Here is a 16,788-nt window from a genome sequence, read left to right on the forward strand (position 1 = left end):
GCGGGCGGCGGCCTCGAGCAGGATCGCGATGGTCTGGGGGATCTCCAGCGCCCCCGGCACCGTGACGACCACGGCCTCGGCGCCGGCAGCCGCGATGGCGGCCGTCGCGCCGGCGAGCAGCTCGTCGGCGATGTCCTCGTAGTAGCGGGCCTCGACGACGAGCACCCGGGCTCCGGTGAGCTGGGGCCTGACGGCGCCGCTGTCTCGGCGTGGCGTGACCATGGCGAACTTCTTCAAAGATCTCGAACGGCGCCGGGGCGAGCGCGCGGCCTTCCGGCCTCGCTGCGATGCATCACCGGCGGGGGAGGGGAGCACTAGACCAGAAGCGGCCCCTCCCACAAGAGCGCGGGCCTCCGCAGATCGTCGCTGCTTGCCAATCGATAACAATCCGGTCATCCCGGGCGCCGGTGCCGGGCCGCGAACCCGGCCGCAACAAGAAATGCGCCGCAACAAGTCCGCCCGGGAGGGGACCGCCGTGACGTCCGACATCGAAGCCCGCACGATCAAGCGCATCAGCTGGCGCCTGATCCCGTTCCTCATCGTCTGCTACTTCGTGGCCTATCTCGACCGGGTGAACGTCGGGTTCGCCTCGCTGAGCATGAACAAGGATCTCGGCATCTCGGCGACGGCCTACGGTCTCGGCGCCGGCCTGTTCTTCATCACCTACTTCATCTTCGAGGTGCCGTCGAACCTCGCGCTCGAGAAGTTCGGGGCGCGGCGCTGGATCGCCCGCATCATGCTGAGCTGGGGCCTGATCTCCGGCGGCATGGCGTTCATCGGCGGCGAGGCCAGCTTCTTCATCATGCGCCTGCTGCTCGGCGCGGCCGAAGCCGGCTTCTTCCCGGGCATCATCTTCTATCTCACGCTGTGGTTCCCGGCCGCCTACCGGGCCCGCATCGTCTCGCTGTTCATGGTGGCGATCCCGCTCTCAAGCGTCATCGGCTCGCCGATCTCCGGCCTGCTGCTCGAGCTCGACGGCGTGCTCGGCTTCAAGGGCTGGCAGTGGCTCTACGTGATCGAGGCGCTGCCGGCGGTGGTGCTGTCGGTGATGACCTACTTCTACCTCACCGACCGCCCGGCCGACGCCCAGTGGCTCGCCCCGGACGAGCGCGCCTGGCTGGAGCAGACGCTCGCCGCCGAGGCCGCCCGCAACCCGCGCCAGGGTCACGTTCCGCTGACCCAGGAGATCCTCAACCCGCGGGTGCTCGCCATCGCGGTCGTGTATTTCGGCGCCGTGGCGCTGCTCTACGCCTTCGGCTTCTTCCTGCCGCAGATCTTCAAGGGCTTCGGGCTCACCAACGCCCAGACCGGCTTCGTGATGATCATCCCGTACGCCGTCGGCACCGTCGGCATGCTGTGGTGGGGCAAGCGCTCGGACGCCAAGCGCGAGCGGCGCCATCACCTCGCGGCGGCGCTCGCCTGCGCCTCGCTCTGCACCGTCGGGGCGGCGCTGGTCGGCGACCCGATCGTCAAGGTCGTGCTGTTCTCCGGCGCCGCGCTCGGCATCTTCGGGGCGCTCCCGATCACCTGGACCCTGCCGACCGAGACCCTGTCGGGGGCCGCCGCCGCCGGTGCCATCGCGGTGGTGAACTCGATCGGCAACCTGTCGGGCTTCGTCGCCCCCTACGCCGTCGGCGCGATCAAGGACTGGACCGGCAGCTTCACCGGCGGCCTGCTCCTGATCGCCTGCGCGGGCATCGTCGGCATGATCACCGTGCTGCGCCTGAGCCATACCGGCGCACCCGCGGTCCCGGGCCGCGTCGGCGCCGCTGCCGAATAGGCCGTCCGCAACCGACCGGGGCGGCTCTCGCGGGCCGCCCCGGGGCACGGCAACACACTCTGCGAAAATCTGGAATTCCTCTGGTTCGACACGCCTTTTCGCCCTGGATTCCGGGGCTTGGCCGTGCCAGAGAGCTACCCGCGCGGCGACGCCCGGTCGCATTGCCGCCATGAGCGGGGAGGTGCTTCGGTCCGGCAGGATCGGGGTCACGAGAACCCCGCCGACCCTTCCAGCGGGCCTTCCAGCCGCGCGCCCCGCGGGCGGCGGTCCGCGCCGTCTAACGATTTCTCGCAACGATTTCTCGGGAGAGCCGGAACTTGGCCACCACCGCCGCCCCGTCCGACGCTGCGCATCCCCACGGGTCGACCCGCCGGGACTTCCTGTTCCTCGCCACCGGCGCGGGCGCCGTGGTCGGGGCCGCCGCTCTCGCCTGGCCCTTCGTCGCCTCGATGGCCCCGGACGCCGAGACGATCGCCGCCGGCGCGCCGATCGACGTCGACCTCTCGCCGATCGCCGACGGCCAGATCGTGAACGTGTTCTGGCGCGGCAAGCTGATCTTCGTGCGCCACCTCACGGAGAAGGAAGTCGCCGACATGAAGGCGGTCGCCCCCGCCAGCATGATCGACCCGGCGCCGTTCCTGGGCCGCGTCAAGTCGGGCCACGAGCGCTGGCTCGTGACCTACGGCAACTGCACCCATCTCGGTTGCGTGCCGATCGCCAACGCCAACGGTCACGAAGGCTGGGGCTGCCCCTGCCACGGCTCGCAGTTCGACGCGGTGGGCCGCGTGACCCGTGGCCCGGCGCCGATCAACCTGCCGATCCCGCCCTACGCCTTCCAGGGCGACACCAAGGTCCGCATCGGCGAAGGCGCCACCGCCTGATCATCCGCCGATCGTGAAGCAACGCCAGACGCGGGCTGCCCCATGAGCGCACACGCTACAACCTACGTCCCCAAGAGCCGCATCGCGAAGTGGTTCGAGGCCCGGCTGCCGATCGTCGGCCTGGTCCATTCCTCGTTCATCGCGTTCCCGGTTCCCCGTAACCTGAACTACTTCTGGACCTTCGGCGCGATCCTGGTCGCGATGCTGGCCTCCCAGATCATCACCGGCGTCTGGCTGGCGATGCACTACCAGCCCTCGGCCACCGAGGCGTTCAACTCCGTCGAGCACATCATGCGCGACGTGAACTACGGCTGGCTGCTGCGCTACATGCACGCCAACGGCGCCTCGATGTTCTTCATCGCGGTCTACGTCCATATGTTCCGCAACCTCTACTACGGGTCGTACAAGGCCCCGCGCGAGGTGCTCTACATCCTGGGCGTGATCATCTACCTGCTGATGATGGCGACCGCGTTCCTCGGCTACACCCTGCCGTGGGGCCAGATGTCGTTCTGGGGCGCCACCGTCATCACCAACATCCTGGCGGCGATCCCGATCGTCGGCGATACGATCCAGAGCCTGCTCTGGGGCGGCTACTCCGTCGGCAACCCGACGATCAACCGCTTCTTCTCGCTGCACTACCTGCTGCCGTTCATGATCGCGGGCGTCGTCGTCCTGCACGTCTGGGCGCTGCACGTCACCGGCCAGAACAACCCGACCGGCATCCCGATCAAGACCGGCAAGGACGCCGTGCCGTTCACCCCCTACGCGACCATCAAGGACGTGTTCGCGGTGGTGGTGTTCTTCGCCTTCTTCGCCTACTGGATCTTCCTGCAGCCGAACTACCTCGGCCACGCCGACAACTACATCCCGGCGAACCCCGCCGTGACGCCGGCGCACATCGTGCCCGAGTGGTACTTCCTGCCCTTCTACGCCATCCTGCGGGCGGTGCCCGACAAGCTCGGCGGCGTGGTGCTGATGTTCGGCGCGGTGATCATCCTGGCGCTCGCGCCGTGGCTCGACACCTCGCGGGTCCGCTCGGCCAACTACCGGCCGATCTACCGCCAGTTCTTCTGGGTGTTCATCTTCTGCTGCTTCCTGCTCGGCTGGCTCGGCTCGAAGCCCCCGGAAGGCGGCTACGTGCTCGCCTCGCGTATCGCCACGGTCTACTACTTCGCCCACTTCCTGATCGTGATGCCGCTCGTCGGCCTGTTCGAGACGCCGAAGCCCCTGCCGGGCTCGATCCTCGAGAGCGTCACCGGCCCGGGCAAGCAGGTCGGCTCCTCCGGCATGCCCGCCGGCGCCACCGCCGCCCCCTCGACCAAGGGATAAGCGACGCCGCGGGGCGGGGGCCGCCGGCCCCCGCCTCACGACCGCCCAACAGAATCACGACGCCGCAAGGGGCATCGAGGGGAATGATCAGAACACGCGCGCGCGGGACACGCGCTCTCTTTGCGGCCGCTCTCGCCGCATTCCTGTCCGCCGGTGCCGCCTCGGCGGAGGATCACGGGCCGCTGCCGCACCGCGAGAAGTGGACCTTCTCGGGGATGTTCGGCACCTTCGACCAGGCGCAGCTGCAGCGGGGCTTCCAGGTCTACCGCGAGGTCTGCTCGAACTGCCACAGCCTGAACTACATCCGCTTCCGCAACCTGGAGCAGGAAGGCGGACCGGATTTCTCCGCCGCCCAGATCAAGGCGCTGGCGGCCGAGTACAAGGTCAAGGACGGGCCGAACGATTCCGGCGACATGTTCGAGCGGCCCGGCCGCCCGGCGGACAGGATCCCGGCCCCGTTCCCGAACGAGCAGGCGGCGGCCGCCGCCAACGGCGGCAAGGCACCGCCGGACCTGTCGCTGATGGCCAAGGCCCGCACCTTCGCGCGCGGCGGCCTGTGGTTCATCATCGATTGGCTGCCCTTCGTCGGCTACACCGAGCAGGGCCCGGACTACATCCACGCCCTCCTCAACGGCTACAAGGAAGAGCCGCCGAAGGACGTGACGGTGCCCCCGGGCGGCCACTACAACGAGTACTACCCGGGCCACGTCATCGCGATGCCCAAGCCCCTCAGCGACGGTCAGGTGACCTACGCCAAGGGCGCGAACGGCCAGCCGGTCGTGCCGGAGACGGTCGACCAGTACTCGCGCGACGTGACCGCCTTCCTGATGTGGACGGCCGAGCCCCACCTCCTGGCGCGCAAGTCGCTGGGCCTGCGGGCGATCCTGTTCCTGCTGGTGCTGGCCGGGCTGCTCTACTACGTGAAGAAGAAGATCTGGTCGGACGTCGGCGGCGAGACGCACGGGCTGCAACCCGAGCTTCACAAGACCAGCTGACGCCGGACAATCATCCCTGCCAGAGGCCCCGCGAGGGGCCTCTTTTCGTTACAGGAGAACCCTGATGGTCAAGGCCGTGCTCGGAGTGATCGGCGGGTCGGGCGTCTACGACCTGCCCGGCCTGGAGGACGTGCGCGAGGAGGCGATCACCTCGCCCTGGGGCGAGCCGTCGGACGCCCTGCGGATCGGCCGTATCGGCGACACGACGGTGGTCTTCCTGGCCCGCCACGGCCGCGGCCACCGGCTCTCGCCCTCCGGCATCGACTACCGGGCCAACATCGACGCGATGAAGCGCGCCGGCGTCACCGACATCGTGGCGCTCTCGGCCTGCGGCTCGTTCCGGCAGGAGCTCTATCCGGGCCTGTTCGTGCTCGTCGACCAGTTCGTCGACCGCACGGTCGGCCGCACCTCGTCGTTCTTCGGCAACGGCTGCGTCGCCCACGTCTCGATGGCGCATCCGGTCGGGCCGGCGCTCCAGGCCCGCATCCTGGAGGCGGCGGAGGCCGAGGAGATCGCGGTCAGGAAGGGTGGCACCTACGTCTGCATGGAGGGGCCGCAATTCTCGTCCTACGCCGAGTCGCTGACCTACAAGGCGCAGGGCTACGACGTGATCGGCATGACCAACATGCCGGAGGCCAAGCTCGCCCGCGAGGCCGAGATCACCTACGCGACGATCGCCATGGTGACCGACTTCGATTGCTGGCACCCGGAGCACGGCGCGGTCGACGTCGCCGCCGTCGTGGCGGTCGCCCGCGCCAACGCCGCCAAGGCCGCCCGCCTGGTGAGCCGTCTCGCCCGCGATTTCCCGGCCGAGCGGATCCCATGCCCGGCGGGCTCCGACCGGGCGCTGGACGGCGCGATCATGACCGCCCCGACCCACCGCGACCCGGCCCTGATGGCGAAGCTCGACGCGGTCTGCGGACGGGTGCTGGCGGCGGGCTGAGCCCCGGACGCGTTCGCGCGTCGATGCGCGCGACGGTATAAAGCCCGGATCACCCCTGGCATTTCCGCGGGCTGCCTTTTAACAAGGCAGCCCGTTTTCCGTTGGCGACAGCACCTCTTCGATGACCGACACCTTCCTCCGCGCCGGCCGCGTCGATCGACGCACCGCCGAGACCGACGTCTCCGTCGCCCTCACCCTCGACGGCACCGGCAAGGCCAGCATCGCCACGGGGGTCGGCTTCCTCGACCACATGCTCGAGCTGCTCGCCCGCCACGCCCTGTTCGACCTCGACGTCAAGGTGACGGGCGATCTCCACGTCGACCAGCACCACACCACCGAGGATTGCGGGATTGCGCTCGGCCAGGCCTTCGCTCAGGCGCTCGGCGACAAGCGCGGCATCCGCCGCTACGCCGACCTGCACCTGCCCATGGATGAGGCACTGACCCGGGTCGCCGTGGACATCTCCGGCCGGCCGTTCCTGGTCTTCCGCACCACCTTCGCCCGCGAGAAGATCGGCGCCTTCGACACCGAGCTGGTGCGCGAGTGGTTCCAGGCCTTCGCGATGAATGCCGGGATCACGCTCCACGTCGAGACGCTGTACGGCGACAACCAGCACCATATCGCCGAGAGTTGCTACAAGGGCCTGGCACGTGCCTTGCGGCACGCCGTCGAGGTCGATCCCCGCGAGGGCGGCCGCGTGCCGTCGACGAAGGGCTCGCTCTAAGGCCGCAACGACGGATCCCGGGGGGAACGGATGACCACCTACACCCTGCACGTGCCCGACGAGGTCGATCCCGCCGAGCCGGAGGCCCTGGACAGCGCCAAGCTCGTGCCCGATGCCTTCGTCTGGCCGGCCTTCTGGTTCTCCGCCCTGTGGTTCTTCTGGCACAGGCTCTGGCTTGCCGGGCTGTTGGTGCTGGCGGCCGAAATCCTGGTCTGGCTCGTCGGGCTCGCGCTGGGGTTGAGCCCGGCGGCGGGCTTCGCCATCGCGCTGCTGCTGTCCTGGCTCGTCGGCCTCGAGGCCTCGTCCCTGCGGCGCTGGACCTATGCCCGCACCGGGCGCCCGATCCGCGACGCGGTGACGGCCTCGGACGTCAAGGAAGCCGAGGTGAAGTTCGTCGCCCGCTGGTTGCGGGAGGAGGGCGCCCGGATGGGTGCCCCCCCGGCGCGTCCCGTCACCCCGGCCCAGTCCCGGTCCGAGAGCCCGGCGCTCGGCCTGTTTCCGGAGGCGCAGGGCCAACGGTGAGCCCCGCCACCACGTCATCACGCGCCACCCGGACCGGCGGCGCGATTCGGGAGAAGCTCCGTTGAGCGCCGACACCGTCGCCATCATCGATTACGGCTCGGGCAACCTGCACTCGGCCGCCAAGGCCTTTGAGCGCGCCGCCCGCGAGGCCGGCACCGATGCCCGCATCGTCGTCACCTCCGACCCCGCGACCGTCGCGGCGGCCGATCGCGTCGTCCTGCCGGGGGTGGGCGCCTACGCAGATTGCCGGCGCGGGCTCGACGCCGTGTCGGGCATGGTCGAGGCGATGACCGAGGCGGCCCATGGGCGCGGCCGGCCGTTTCTCGGCATCTGCGTCGGCATGCAGCTGCTGGCGAGCCGCGGCCTCGAATACGCGGTGACGCCGGGCCTGGGCTGGATCCCGGGCGACGTCGCCCCGATCACGCCGTCCGATCCCGGCCTCAAGGTGCCGCATATGGGCTGGAACACGCTGCAGGCGCACCGGCCGCATCCGCTCCTCGACGGCATCCCGACCGGCCCGGACGGGCTGCACGCCTATTTCGTGCACAGCTACGCGCTCAGTCCGGCCGAGCCCGGCGACGTGGTGGCGAGCGCCGATTACGGCGGCGCGGTCACCGCCATGGTGGCCCGCGGCACCATCGCCGGCACCCAGTTCCACCCCGAGAAGAGCCAGACCCTCGGCCTTCGCCTGATCGGCAACTTCCTGCGCTGGCGCCCCTGACCGGGCGCCCCTTTCGACGAACTCCAGCCTTGCGGTGACGACGCGTGATCCTGTTTCCGGCCATCGATCTCAAGGAAGGGCGCTGCGTCCGCCTCGTGCAGGGCGACATGGCCCAGGCCATCGTCTTCAGCGACGACCCGGCGGCGCAAGCCACGACCTTCCAGGAGCAGGGCTTTTCCTGGCTCCACGTCGTCGACCTCGACGGCGCCTTCGCGGGCGCGCCGATGAACGCCGCGGCGGTCGACGCAATCCTCGCCGCCGTCACGATCCCGGTGCAGCTCGGCGGCGGCATCCGCGAGATGCGCACCGTCGAGGGCTGGCTCGCCAAGGGCGTCAGCCGCGTCATCATCGGCACCGCGGCGGTCAAGGACCCGACCTTCGTGCGCGAGGCGGCCCGGCGCTTCCCCGGCAAGATCGCCGTCGGCATCGACGCCAAGGACGGGCGTGTCGCGGTCGAGGGCTGGGCCAAGACCTCGACGGTGACGGCCGAGGAGCTGGGTCGCCGCTTCGAGGATGCCGGCGTCGCCGCGATCATCTACACCGACATCGCCCGCGACGGCATCCTCAAGGGCCTCAACATCCCGATGACCCTCGGCCTCGCCCAGGCGGTGAAGATCCCGGTCATCGCCTCCGGGGGCCTGGCCTCGATCGAGGACGTCCACCGCATCCTCGAGCCCGACTGCGCCAGCCTCGCCGGCGCCATCACGGGCCGCGCGCTCTATGACGGCCGCATCGACCCGAAGGAGGCGCTCGCCGCCATCGCGCGGGCCGAGGCCCAGCAGCAGAAGGCACGGCCCGCCGGCTGAGGCGGAGGGGCCCGCCCCGTGATAGGATCGCGGCAGGCTTCCGGAGGCATGTGACGGCGTGACGACCGCGACTCGCAGATTCAAGCCGGCGGGGCCTGGCCCGGCCCGGCCGGCGACCGCCTACGACGACGATCTCTACGGCTGGGCGATGGAGCAGGCCGCGGCTTTGCGCGCCGGCGCATTCTCGGCGATCGACCGTGAGAATCTGGCCGAGGAGATCGAGACGCTGGGACGCTCGCAACTGAGCAGCCTCGTCAGTGCCTGGCGGGTCGTGCTGCTGCATATGCTGAAGTTCGATCACCAGCCCGACCGTCGCTCGCGAAGCTGGGCGCTTTCGATCCGCGATCAGCGTGATCAGGCGGCCGACGTTCTCGCCGACAGTCCGGGCCTGAAACGGCGGCTCGACGAGGCGATGGTGCGGGCCTATCGCGGGGCGCGCCTCGACGCCGCGCGGGAAACCGACCTTCCGCTGCGCGTATTTCCCGAGGAATGTCCCTACTCGCGCGACGAGATGCTCACGCGCGACTTCCCGATCGATCCCCGAACCTGAAACGGCGCCCGTGCTCAAGACCCGCATCATCCCCTGCCTCGACGTGAAGGACGGCCGCGTCGTCAAGGGCGTCCAGTTCCTGGAGCTGCGCGACGCCGGCGATCCGGTCGAGGCCGCCAAGGCCTACGACCGGGCCGGGGCCGACGAACTCTGCTTCCTCGACATCACGGCGAGCCACGAGGCGAGAGGCATCCTGCTCGATGCGGTGAGCCGCACGGCGGAGGCCTGCTTCATGCCGCTCACCGTCGGCGGCGGCGTGCGCAAGGTCGAGGATATCCGCACGCTCCTGCTCGCCGGGGCCGACAAGGTCTCGATCAACACCGCAGCGGTGAACGATCCGGACCTGGTGGCACGGGCGGCGGAAAAGTTCGGGGCCCAATGCATCGTCGTGGCGATCGACGCCAAGCGGGTCTCGGGCGAGGGGGAGGCTCCGCGCTGGGAGATCTTCACCCATGGCGGCCGCAAGCCCACCGGCATCGACGCGATCGACTTCGCCCGCACGGTGGCCGCCAAGGGAGCGGGCGAGTTGCTGGTCACCTCGATGGACCGCGACGGGATGCGGTCGGGCTACGACATCGGGCTCACCCGGGCGATCAGCGACGCGGTCAACGTACCGGTCATCGCCTCGGGGGGCGTCGGGGGGCTCGACGACCTCGTCGCCGGCGTGCGCGACGGGGGCGCGAGCGCGGTGCTTGCCGCCTCGATCTTCCATTTCGGCCAGCACACCGTCGGGGAGGCCAAGGCCCATATGGCGGCGGCCGGCCTCGCCATGCGGCTCGACCCGACGCCCTGACCCGACCATCGCGGCCGGGACGGGCGTGCGAAGCCGCTTGACCACGCGGCTTCGCCGGCCCCAGGGTTCGCCCGCAACACCACGTGGCAGCCTGATGACCGCCTTCTCCCTCGCCGACCTCGACCGCATCGTCCGCGAGCGCGCGGCGGCCTCGCCGGACGAGTCCTACACCGCCAAGCTCGTTGCCGGCGGGCCGGCGCGACCGGCGAAGAAGCTCGGCGAGGAGGCGGTGGAGGCCGCCATCGCGGCGGTGCAGGGCGACCGCGACGGGCTGACCGCGGAGGCCGCGGACGTGCTCTACCACCTGCTGGTGGTGCTGCGCGCCGCCGAGGTGCCGCTGGAGGCCGTGATGGCCGAGCTGGAGCGGCGCACCGCCCAGAGCGGCATCGCCGAGAAGGCGGCGAGGAGGCCGGCATGAACGAGGCGGGCATCAACGATCGGCTCGGGCCGGGCCCGGCGCCAACCCTCGGCGCGGCGCAGCTCGCCGCGAGCCTCGACGAAGCGACGGACCACCTCTCGCCCTACCGGGTCTTCTCCCGCGAGGAATGGGCGCATCTGCGCGCCGACACGCCGCTCACCCTCACGGCCGAGGACGTGATGCGGCTGCAATCGCTCAACGACCCGATCTCGCTGGAAGAGGTCATTGCCATCTACCTGCCGCTGTCGCGGCTGCTCTCGCTCTACGTCGCGGCGACGCAGGGGCTGTTCAAGGCGACCCAGCGCTTCCTCCTCGCCGAGCGCGAGGTGAAGGTGCCCTACATCATCGGCGTCGCCGGCTCGGTCGCGGTGGGCAAGTCGACCACCGCCCGGGTGCTCAAGGCGCTGCTCGCCCGCTGGCCCAACACCCCGAAGGTCGACCTCGTCACCACCGACGGATTCTTGTTCCCGAATGCCGAGCTGAACCGCCTCGGATTGATGGAGCGGAAAGGCTTCCCGGAGAGCTACGACACCCCGACGCTGCTGCGCTTCCTCGCCGACATCAAGGCCGGCAAGCGCCACGTCGCGGCGCCGCTCTACTCCCACCTCGTCTACGACGTGGTGCCCGGGGAAACGACGGTCGTCGACCGGCCCGACATCCTGATCGTCGAGGGGCTGAACGTGCTCCAGCCGGCGCGCCTGCCGCGGGACGGCACCGCGATTCCCTTCGTGTCGGATTTCTTCGACTTCTCGGTCTATCTCGACGCGCACGAGGACGACCTGCACCGCTGGTACGTCAACCGCTTCCTGCGCCTGCGCCACACCGCCTTCCGCGATCCGCTCTCGTACTTTCGGAAATACGCGGAAATCAGCGAGGAGGAGGCCCTGAACACCGCCGACGGGCTGTGGAACCGCATCAACCTCCTGAACCTGCGCGACAACATCGTGCCGACGCGCCAGCGCGCCAGCCTGATCCTGGCCAAGGGCGCGAGCCATCGGATCGAGAGCGTGGCGTTGCGCCGGCTGTAGGAACGCCGCATCGCTCATCCGGTCAAGGAAGCGCCCACGCCGAGTTCGAGACTTGGAGGTCGATGGCGTGGGCGCATGCCGATGAGCGAGGCAGTCCGACCACTTTATGGGATCGGGGTGGCGCCGCCATCACCCGTTTGGGGGAGGCCTCGGCGGACGCGCGTCGGCAGGCCACACGGTACACGACCCTGGCCGGGAACCGTTCAGCAGGCTCCATGACCCATTGCAATGACCCATTGCAAACCAACCCCTTTTCCGGACGACTGAAGCGAAGCGGAAGGAGATCCGGAATCCAGCACGAAAAGCCGCGAAGCGTCTCATTGTCTGCGACGGTGCAACAGGTCGAGCCGCTTCGCGGCATGTCCTCTGCTGGATCCCGGATCTCCTTCCGCTGACGCTCCAGTCGTCCGGGAAAGGGGGTGGAACGCCCGCGTGGTGGCCTCCACTTTCTTTACTGTCGTGTACCGCGGGCAGGCCAACGCAAGTCCGCGGAGGTTCTTGCTTTATCGCAGATTTTTGCCGCCGAACCGGTGACCGCTTCGGCGAGATCCGCTCAGTCCGGGCCTAGGCCGTCCGGATCTTCCTCCAGCGGATAGGCCGCCTCGACCACGTAGGGACCGCCGCCGACCGAATCCCGCGCCGAATAGAGCGCCACCCGCCGGGCGGTGAAGGTCAGCCGCGGAAAGACCGGCTGCATCGCGAGATATTGCGCCACCCCGTCCTGGCCGGCGCCGCGCTTGAGCCGCGCCAGCGTCACGTGCGGGGTGAAGCGCCGGGTGTCCGGCTCCGCCCCGAGATGACGCAGGATCCGCTCGTGCTCGGCCTGCAACTCCGACAGATCGGGATCGGGCACCACCCGGGCGAAGAGCGCGTGCGGCCGCTCGCCGCCGAAGCTCGCGAGCCCGTCGAGGGTCAGCGTCAGGGGAGGGCGGGACCTGGCTTCGGCGAGAGCCGCGGCGATCTCCTCGGCCATCCCGCCGTCGACGTCGCCGATGAACCGCAGCGTGACGTGGTAATCCGATGGCTCGACCCAGCGGGCCCCGGGCAGCCCGCCCCGGAAGGCCCCGAGCATGAGGCCGGTCTCGGGCGGGACCTCGATCCCGGTGAACAGGCGCGGCATGGCGGCTACGCTCCCTTGCGCAGGCGCGTCACGAAATCCTCCACGCTCGGCAGGATCCCGGTGACGATCCGGGCCACCCCCGCCTTGGTCGGGTGCAGGCCGTCGGCCAGGTTGAGGCTGCGGTCCCCCGCGATCCCGTCGAGGAAGAACGGATAGAGGATCAGGCCGTAGCGCGCGGCGAGACGCGGGTAGATCGCGTCGAAGCGCCGGCCGTAATCGGGCCCGAGATTCGGTGCCGCCCGCATCCCGGCGAGCAGCACCGGGATGCCGCGGGCCTTGAGCCCCGAGATGATCGCGTCGAGGGCCTTCTCGGTCACCGCCGGGTCGGTGCCGCGCAGCATGTCGTTGGCGCCGAGCTCCAGAATCACCCCGTCGGTCCCGTCCGGCACCGACCACGCCACCCGGTCGAGCCCGCCGGTCGCGGTGTCGCCGGAGACGCCCGCATTGGCGATCGTCACCGCGTGGCCGCGCGCCTTGAGGGCGGCTTCGAGCTGGACCGGGAAGGCGGCGTCCGCCGGCAGGCCGAGGCCGGCCGTGAGGCTGTCGCCCAAGGCCACGAGGTTCAGCGTGCGCTCCGCGGCGCGAAGCGGCGAGGTCAGGGTCATCAGCAGCGACACGATCAGAAATGCGAGTGCCGCGCGGCGGCCATCATGGCGGACCAGGGTTGCACGGCCCATATCGGGCCGGCGGGCCGCTTGTCTTGCGTTGGTCCGTCCCACTCGTCACCTCCGGCCGCGACCGATCCGGTCGCCGCGTACAGATCGGCTCTTCGCGCATGACCGACAAGGCCACCGGACCGGCGATCGCGCTCCACGGCGTCGATCTCAGCCTCGGCCGCGGCGCCGCCCGGGTCCACATCCTCAAGGGGATCTCGCTCGACGTCGCCCCGGGCGAGGCGGTCGGCCTCGTCGGGCCGTCGGGCTCGGGCAAGTCGACCCTGCTGATGACCATGGCCGGGCTGGAGCGGCCGGATTCGGGGCGGGTGGTGGTCGAGGGCACCGACCTCGCCGGGCTCGACGAGGACGCGCTGGCGCGCTTCCGCGGCCGGCGCATCGGCATCGTCTTCCAGTCCTTCCACCTCGTGCCGACCATGACGGCGCTCGAGAACGTCGCGCTGCCCCTCGAACTCGCCGACGCGCCCGACGCCCATGAGCGGGCGGCCCGGGAACTGGAGGCGGTCGGCCTCGGGCACCGGCTGCACCATTACCCGGCCCAGCTCTCCGGCGGCGAGCAGCAGCGCGTCGCCATCGCCCGCGCCATCGCGCCTGAACCCGCGATCCTGGTCGCCGACGAGCCGACCGGCAACCTCGACGAGGCGACCGGCGCACAGATCGTCGACCTGCTCTTTTCCCTCAAGCGCGACCGCGGCGCGACCCTGGTGCTGGTCACCCACGATCCCGGCCTCGCCCGGCTGTGCGACCGTACCGTGCGGCTGCGCTCGGGCCTGATCGATACCGCGGTGAGCGCGTAAGGACCCCCATGCACGGCAGCCTCCCCACGCTCCCCGGCGGTCGGTCTCCCGATCGTCCTGCCGGGGCCGGTCGTCCGTCGCGCCTGCCCCTGACGCTGCGCCTCGCCCTGCGCGAGCTGCGGGGGGGCCTGCGCGGCTTCACGGTGCTGCTGGCCTGCATCGCCATCGGGGTCGCCACCATCGCGGGCGTCGCCTCGCTGTCGCGCTCGCTCTCCGACGGGCTCGCCCGCGAGGGCCAGAAGATCCTCGGCGGCGACGTGACCTTCGGGCTGATCCACCGGGAGGCGAGCCCGCAGGAAAGGGCCTTTCTCGACGCGCGCGGCCGCGTCTCGGTGGTGGGCTTCACCCGCGCCATGGCCTCGGCCGGGGAGAAGGGCGCGGCCCTCGTCGAGCTGAAGGCGGTCGGTCCCGACTACCCGGTGGTGGGCGACCTCGTCACCGAGCCGCCGCTGCCGCCCTCCGAGATCTTTTCCCTGCGCGACGGCACCTATGGCGCCGCCGCGGACGCGGCGCTCCTCGCCCGCCTCGACCTCAAGCTCGGCGATCGCCTCACCGTCGGCGGGGCCGAGATCGTGCTGCGCACGGTGCTGACGAGCGAGCCCGACAAGATCGCGGGCGGCATCGGCTTCGGACCGCGCCTGATGGTCTCCCTCGACGCGCTCAAGGCCTCGGGCCTCGTCCAGCCCGGCAGCCTCAACCGCTTCGTCTACCGGGTGATGCTGCCGCAGGGCGACGACGCGGCGGTCGAGCGGGTGATGAGCGAGGCGCGCCAGGCCCTGCCGGAGGCCGGCTGGGAGGTCCGCTCGCGACTCAACGCCGATCCGCGCTTCGCCCGCAGCATCGAGCGCTTCACCCAGTTCCTGACGCTCGTCGGCCTCACCGCGCTTCTCGTCGGCGGGGTCGGCGTCGCCAACGCGGTGCGGGCCTTCGTCGAGCGCAAGCGCGCCTCGATCGCGACCCTGAAGAGTCTCGGCGCGCCGGGGAGCCAGGTGGTCGGCATCTATCTGGTGCAGGTGATGCTGATCGCCGGGATCGGTATCCTGGCCGGCCTCGTGGTCGGCGCCGTGCTGCCCTTCGCCCTCGATGCCGCCTTCGGGGCGCTGCTGCCGCTGCCGCTCAACCCGACGCTGGCGCCGGGCGAGCTCGCGGTCGCGGCCCTCTACGGGGTGCTGACGGCGCTCGCCTTCGCGATCGGACCGCTCGGGCGCGCCCACGACGTCGCGGTGTCCGGGCTGTTTCGCGACACCGTCGACCCCGACCGGCGCCGGCCGCGGCCGCGCTACCTCGCGGTCCTGGCCCTGGCGCTCGCCGGCCTCGTCGCGCTGGCGCTCGCCACCGCCTACGACCGCGCCGTGGCGCTGATCTTCATCGCGGCGGCCGGGCTCGCCTTCGGGCTCCTTCGCCTCGTTGCCCTCGGGCTGATGGCGCTCGCCCGCCGCCTGCCGCGCCCGCGCCGGGCCGCACCGCGGCTGGCGCTGGCCAACCTCCACCGTCCCGGCGCGCTCACCCCCTCGATCGTGCTCTCCCTCGGCCTCGGTATCACGCTGCTGGTGGCGTTGAGCCTGATCGACGCCAACATCACCCGGACGCTGACCCGCTCGCTGCCCGCCAAGGCGCCGAGCCTGTTCTTCCTCGACATCCCGGGCCGCGAGGCGGAGGCCTTCGACCAGTTTCTCGGCCGCGCCGCGCCGCGGGCCAAGATCGAGCGCGTGCCGATGATGCGCGGGCGGATCACGGCGCTGAACGGCGTGCCGGCCGGCCGGATCAAGGCCGGCGAGGACGCCGCCTGGGTGCTCGACGGCGACCGCGGCATCACCTACGCGGAGGACCTGCCCGACGGCTCGACGATCACCGCGGGCCGCTGGTGGAAGGGCGAGGAGGCGGGCAAGCCGCTCGTCTCCTTCGACGAGCAGCTCGCCCGCAGCCTGAACCTCAAGGTCGGCGACACCGTCACCGTCAACGTGCTGGGCCGCAGCCTGACCGTCCCCATCGCCAACCTGCGCCACGTCGAATGGCGCAACCTCGGCATCAACTTCGTGATGGTGTTCTCGCCCGGCACCTTCCGGGGGGCGCCGCACAGCGACCTCGCGACGCTCACCCTGCCGGAGGGGCCGGACACCGCCCTCGAGGCCCGGATCCTGCGCGACGCGGCCAAGGAATTTCCCTCGGTGAGCAGCGTGCGGGTGAAGGACGCCCTCGACGCGGTCAACGACCTCGTCGGCAAGCTCGTCTTCGCGATCCGCGGCGCCAGCGCGGTGGCGGTGGCCACCAGCCTGTTCGTCCTCGCGGGCGCGCTCGCCGCCGGCCACCGGGCCCGGCTCTACGACGCGGTGGTGCTGAAGACGCTCGGCGCCACGCGGGGGCGGCTGCTCTCCGCCTACGCCATGGAATACGGCGCGCTCGGTCTCGCCACGGCGCTCTTCGGGCTCGCCGCCGGTACGCTCGCCGGCTACGTCATCCTGACCAGGGTGATGCGGCTCGACTTCGCCCTCGACCTGTCGGGGGCGGTGCTGGCCGCCGCGCTCGCGGTCGCGGCCGCCATCCTGCTCGGGCTCGCCGGTACCTGGCGCATCCTCGGGCAGAAGCCGGCGCAGTACCTACGAAATCTTTAGTATTTTTAATCCATCCGCCGCCCTGCGGCGGATGGACGTTGCGTTTTGCCGCTCCGCGGCCGGTCATGGCCGTCTCACGCCCTTGTGCGCCCTCC

General features: G+C 70.7%; 18 protein-coding genes. 15 read left to right on the forward strand and 3 right to left on the reverse strand.

Features of this window, described 5'->3' with window-relative positions:
- Positions 1-222 (reverse strand): 6,7-dimethyl-8-ribityllumazine synthase (locus QR78_RS23270; protein WP_048429997.1); only part of this gene is annotated, 222 nt, incomplete at its 3' end.
- 253 nt (positions 223-475) lie between these two features.
- On the opposite strand from QR78_RS23270, the gene QR78_RS23275 reads away from it, so the two are divergent.
- The 13 genes from QR78_RS23275 to coaA all read left to right on the forward strand — a co-directional run bounded on the left by QR78_RS23275 (position 476) and on the right by coaA (position 11,490).
- On the forward strand, positions 476-1,780 hold the full coding sequence (locus QR78_RS23275; RefSeq protein WP_058617116.1) for an MFS transporter: 1,305 nt from the start codon (positions 476-478) through the stop codon (positions 1,778-1,780).
- Between the two features lie 317 nt (positions 1,781-2,097).
- Positions 2,098-2,661 (forward strand): ubiquinol-cytochrome c reductase iron-sulfur subunit, encoded by a 564-nt coding sequence (gene petA / locus QR78_RS23280; protein ID WP_048429970.1) that lies wholly within the window; start codon positions 2,098-2,100, stop codon positions 2,659-2,661.
- A gap of 42 nt (positions 2,662-2,703) precedes the next feature.
- Entirely contained in the window at positions 2,704-3,990 is a 1,287-nt protein-coding gene (locus QR78_RS23285; RefSeq protein ID WP_048429971.1) for a cytochrome b, read from the forward strand.
- Between the two features lie 83 nt (positions 3,991-4,073).
- Positions 4,074-4,985, forward strand: a complete 912-nt coding sequence (locus QR78_RS23290; RefSeq protein WP_048429972.1) for a cytochrome c1 — start codon at positions 4,074-4,076, stop codon at positions 4,983-4,985.
- A 64-nt stretch (positions 4,986-5,049) separates the two neighbouring features.
- The gene (locus QR78_RS23295; RefSeq protein WP_048429973.1) at positions 5,050-5,928 is read left to right on the forward strand and encodes an S-methyl-5'-thioadenosine phosphorylase; all 879 of its coding nucleotides are present in this window, start codon (positions 5,050-5,052) and stop codon (positions 5,926-5,928) included.
- 121 nt (positions 5,929-6,049) lie between these two features.
- Positions 6,050-6,652, forward strand: coding sequence for an imidazoleglycerol-phosphate dehydratase HisB (gene hisB / locus QR78_RS23300; protein WP_048429974.1), 603 nt, complete (start codon positions 6,050-6,052; stop codon positions 6,650-6,652).
- A 30-nt stretch (positions 6,653-6,682) separates the two neighbouring features.
- A complete protein-coding gene (locus QR78_RS23305; protein WP_048429975.1) occupies positions 6,683-7,174 on the forward strand; it encodes a DUF2628 domain-containing protein in 492 nt (163 codons plus the stop codon).
- 61 nt (positions 7,175-7,235) lie between these two features.
- On the forward strand, positions 7,236-7,895 hold the full coding sequence (hisH, locus tag QR78_RS23310; protein ID WP_048429976.1) for an imidazole glycerol phosphate synthase subunit HisH: 660 nt from the start codon (positions 7,236-7,238) through the stop codon (positions 7,893-7,895).
- A gap of 44 nt (positions 7,896-7,939) precedes the next feature.
- The gene (hisA, locus tag QR78_RS23315) at positions 7,940-8,701 is read left to right on the forward strand and encodes a 1-(5-phosphoribosyl)-5-[(5-phosphoribosylamino)methylideneamino]imidazole-4-carboxamide isomerase (RefSeq protein WP_048429977.1); all 762 of its coding nucleotides are present in this window, start codon (positions 7,940-7,942) and stop codon (positions 8,699-8,701) included.
- Between the two features lie 58 nt (positions 8,702-8,759).
- Positions 8,760-9,251, forward strand: coding sequence for a DUF29 domain-containing protein (locus QR78_RS23320; RefSeq protein ID WP_048429978.1), 492 nt, complete (start codon positions 8,760-8,762; stop codon positions 9,249-9,251).
- Between the two features lie 10 nt (positions 9,252-9,261).
- The gene (gene hisF / locus QR78_RS23325) at positions 9,262-10,044 is read left to right on the forward strand and encodes an imidazole glycerol phosphate synthase subunit HisF (RefSeq protein ID WP_048429979.1); all 783 of its coding nucleotides are present in this window, start codon (positions 9,262-9,264) and stop codon (positions 10,042-10,044) included.
- A 94-nt stretch (positions 10,045-10,138) separates the two neighbouring features.
- Positions 10,139-10,462 (forward strand): phosphoribosyl-ATP diphosphatase, encoded by a 324-nt coding sequence (locus QR78_RS23330; RefSeq protein WP_048429980.1) that lies wholly within the window; start codon positions 10,139-10,141, stop codon positions 10,460-10,462.
- A complete protein-coding gene (coaA, locus tag QR78_RS23335) occupies positions 10,459-11,490 on the forward strand; it encodes a type I pantothenate kinase (RefSeq protein ID WP_048429981.1) in 1,032 nt (343 codons plus the stop codon). The genes QR78_RS23330 and coaA overlap by 4 nt, the downstream gene beginning before the upstream one ends.
- 553 nt (positions 11,491-12,043) lie before the next feature.
- Here the strand turns inward: coaA and thpR are convergent.
- Positions 12,044-12,610, reverse strand: a complete 567-nt coding sequence (gene thpR / locus QR78_RS23340) for an RNA 2',3'-cyclic phosphodiesterase (RefSeq protein ID WP_048429982.1) — start codon at positions 12,608-12,610, stop codon at positions 12,044-12,046.
- A gap of 5 nt (positions 12,611-12,615) precedes the next feature.
- Positions 12,616-13,287: an arylesterase gene (locus QR78_RS23345; RefSeq protein WP_082172032.1), complete on the reverse strand. Its 672-nt coding sequence runs from the start codon at positions 13,285-13,287 to the stop codon at positions 12,616-12,618.
- Positions 13,288-13,385: 98 nt separating this feature from the next.
- Between QR78_RS23345 and QR78_RS23350 the strand changes: the two genes are divergently transcribed.
- Both QR78_RS23350 and QR78_RS23355 read left to right on the forward strand, forming a co-directional pair.
- Positions 13,386-14,081, forward strand: coding sequence for an ABC transporter ATP-binding protein (locus QR78_RS23350; protein ID WP_048429983.1), 696 nt, complete (start codon positions 13,386-13,388; stop codon positions 14,079-14,081).
- 8 nt (positions 14,082-14,089) lie between these two features.
- A complete protein-coding gene (locus QR78_RS23355) occupies positions 14,090-16,693 on the forward strand; it encodes an ABC transporter permease (protein ID WP_048429984.1) in 2,604 nt (867 codons plus the stop codon).
- Positions 16,694-16,788: the final 95 nt, after the last annotated feature.

It is taken from the genome of Methylobacterium indicum (assembly GCF_001043895.1).
GTDB classification, from domain to species: domain Bacteria; phylum Pseudomonadota; class Alphaproteobacteria; order Rhizobiales; family Beijerinckiaceae; genus Methylobacterium; species Methylobacterium indicum.

What these genes read in the sequence shown, in the direction of transcription:
- QR78_RS23285 (WP_048429971.1), top strand. Translation starts at nt 2,704, where the DNA reads ATGAGCGCACACGCTACAACCTACGTCCCCAAGAGCCGCATCGCGAAG.
- QR78_RS23290 (WP_048429972.1), top strand. Translation starts at nt 4,074, where the DNA reads ATGATCAGAACACGCGCGCGCGGGACACGCGCTCTCTTTGCGGCCGCT.
- QR78_RS23295 (WP_048429973.1), top strand. Translation starts at nt 5,050, where the DNA reads ATGGTCAAGGCCGTGCTCGGAGTGATCGGCGGGTCGGGCGTCTACGAC.
- hisB (WP_048429974.1), top strand. Translation starts at nt 6,050, where the DNA reads ATGACCGACACCTTCCTCCGCGCCGGCCGCGTCGATCGACGCACCGCC.
- QR78_RS23305 (WP_048429975.1), top strand. Translation starts at nt 6,683, where the DNA reads ATGACCACCTACACCCTGCACGTGCCCGACGAGGTCGATCCCGCCGAG.
- QR78_RS23330 (WP_048429980.1), top strand. Translation starts at nt 10,139, where the DNA reads ATGACCGCCTTCTCCCTCGCCGACCTCGACCGCATCGTCCGCGAGCGC.
- coaA (WP_048429981.1), top strand. Translation starts at nt 10,459, where the DNA reads ATGAACGAGGCGGGCATCAACGATCGGCTCGGGCCGGGCCCGGCGCCA.
- thpR (WP_048429982.1), bottom strand. Translation starts at nt 12,610, where the DNA reads ATGCCGCGCCTGTTCACCGGGATCGAGGTCCCGCCCGAGACCGGCCTC.
- QR78_RS23345 (WP_082172032.1), bottom strand. Translation starts at nt 13,287, where the DNA reads ATGGGCCGTGCAACCCTGGTCCGCCATGATGGCCGCCGCGCGGCACTC.
- QR78_RS23350 (WP_048429983.1), top strand. Translation starts at nt 13,386, where the DNA reads ATGACCGACAAGGCCACCGGACCGGCGATCGCGCTCCACGGCGTCGAT.
- QR78_RS23355 (WP_048429984.1), top strand. Translation starts at nt 14,090, where the DNA reads ATGCACGGCAGCCTCCCCACGCTCCCCGGCGGTCGGTCTCCCGATCGT.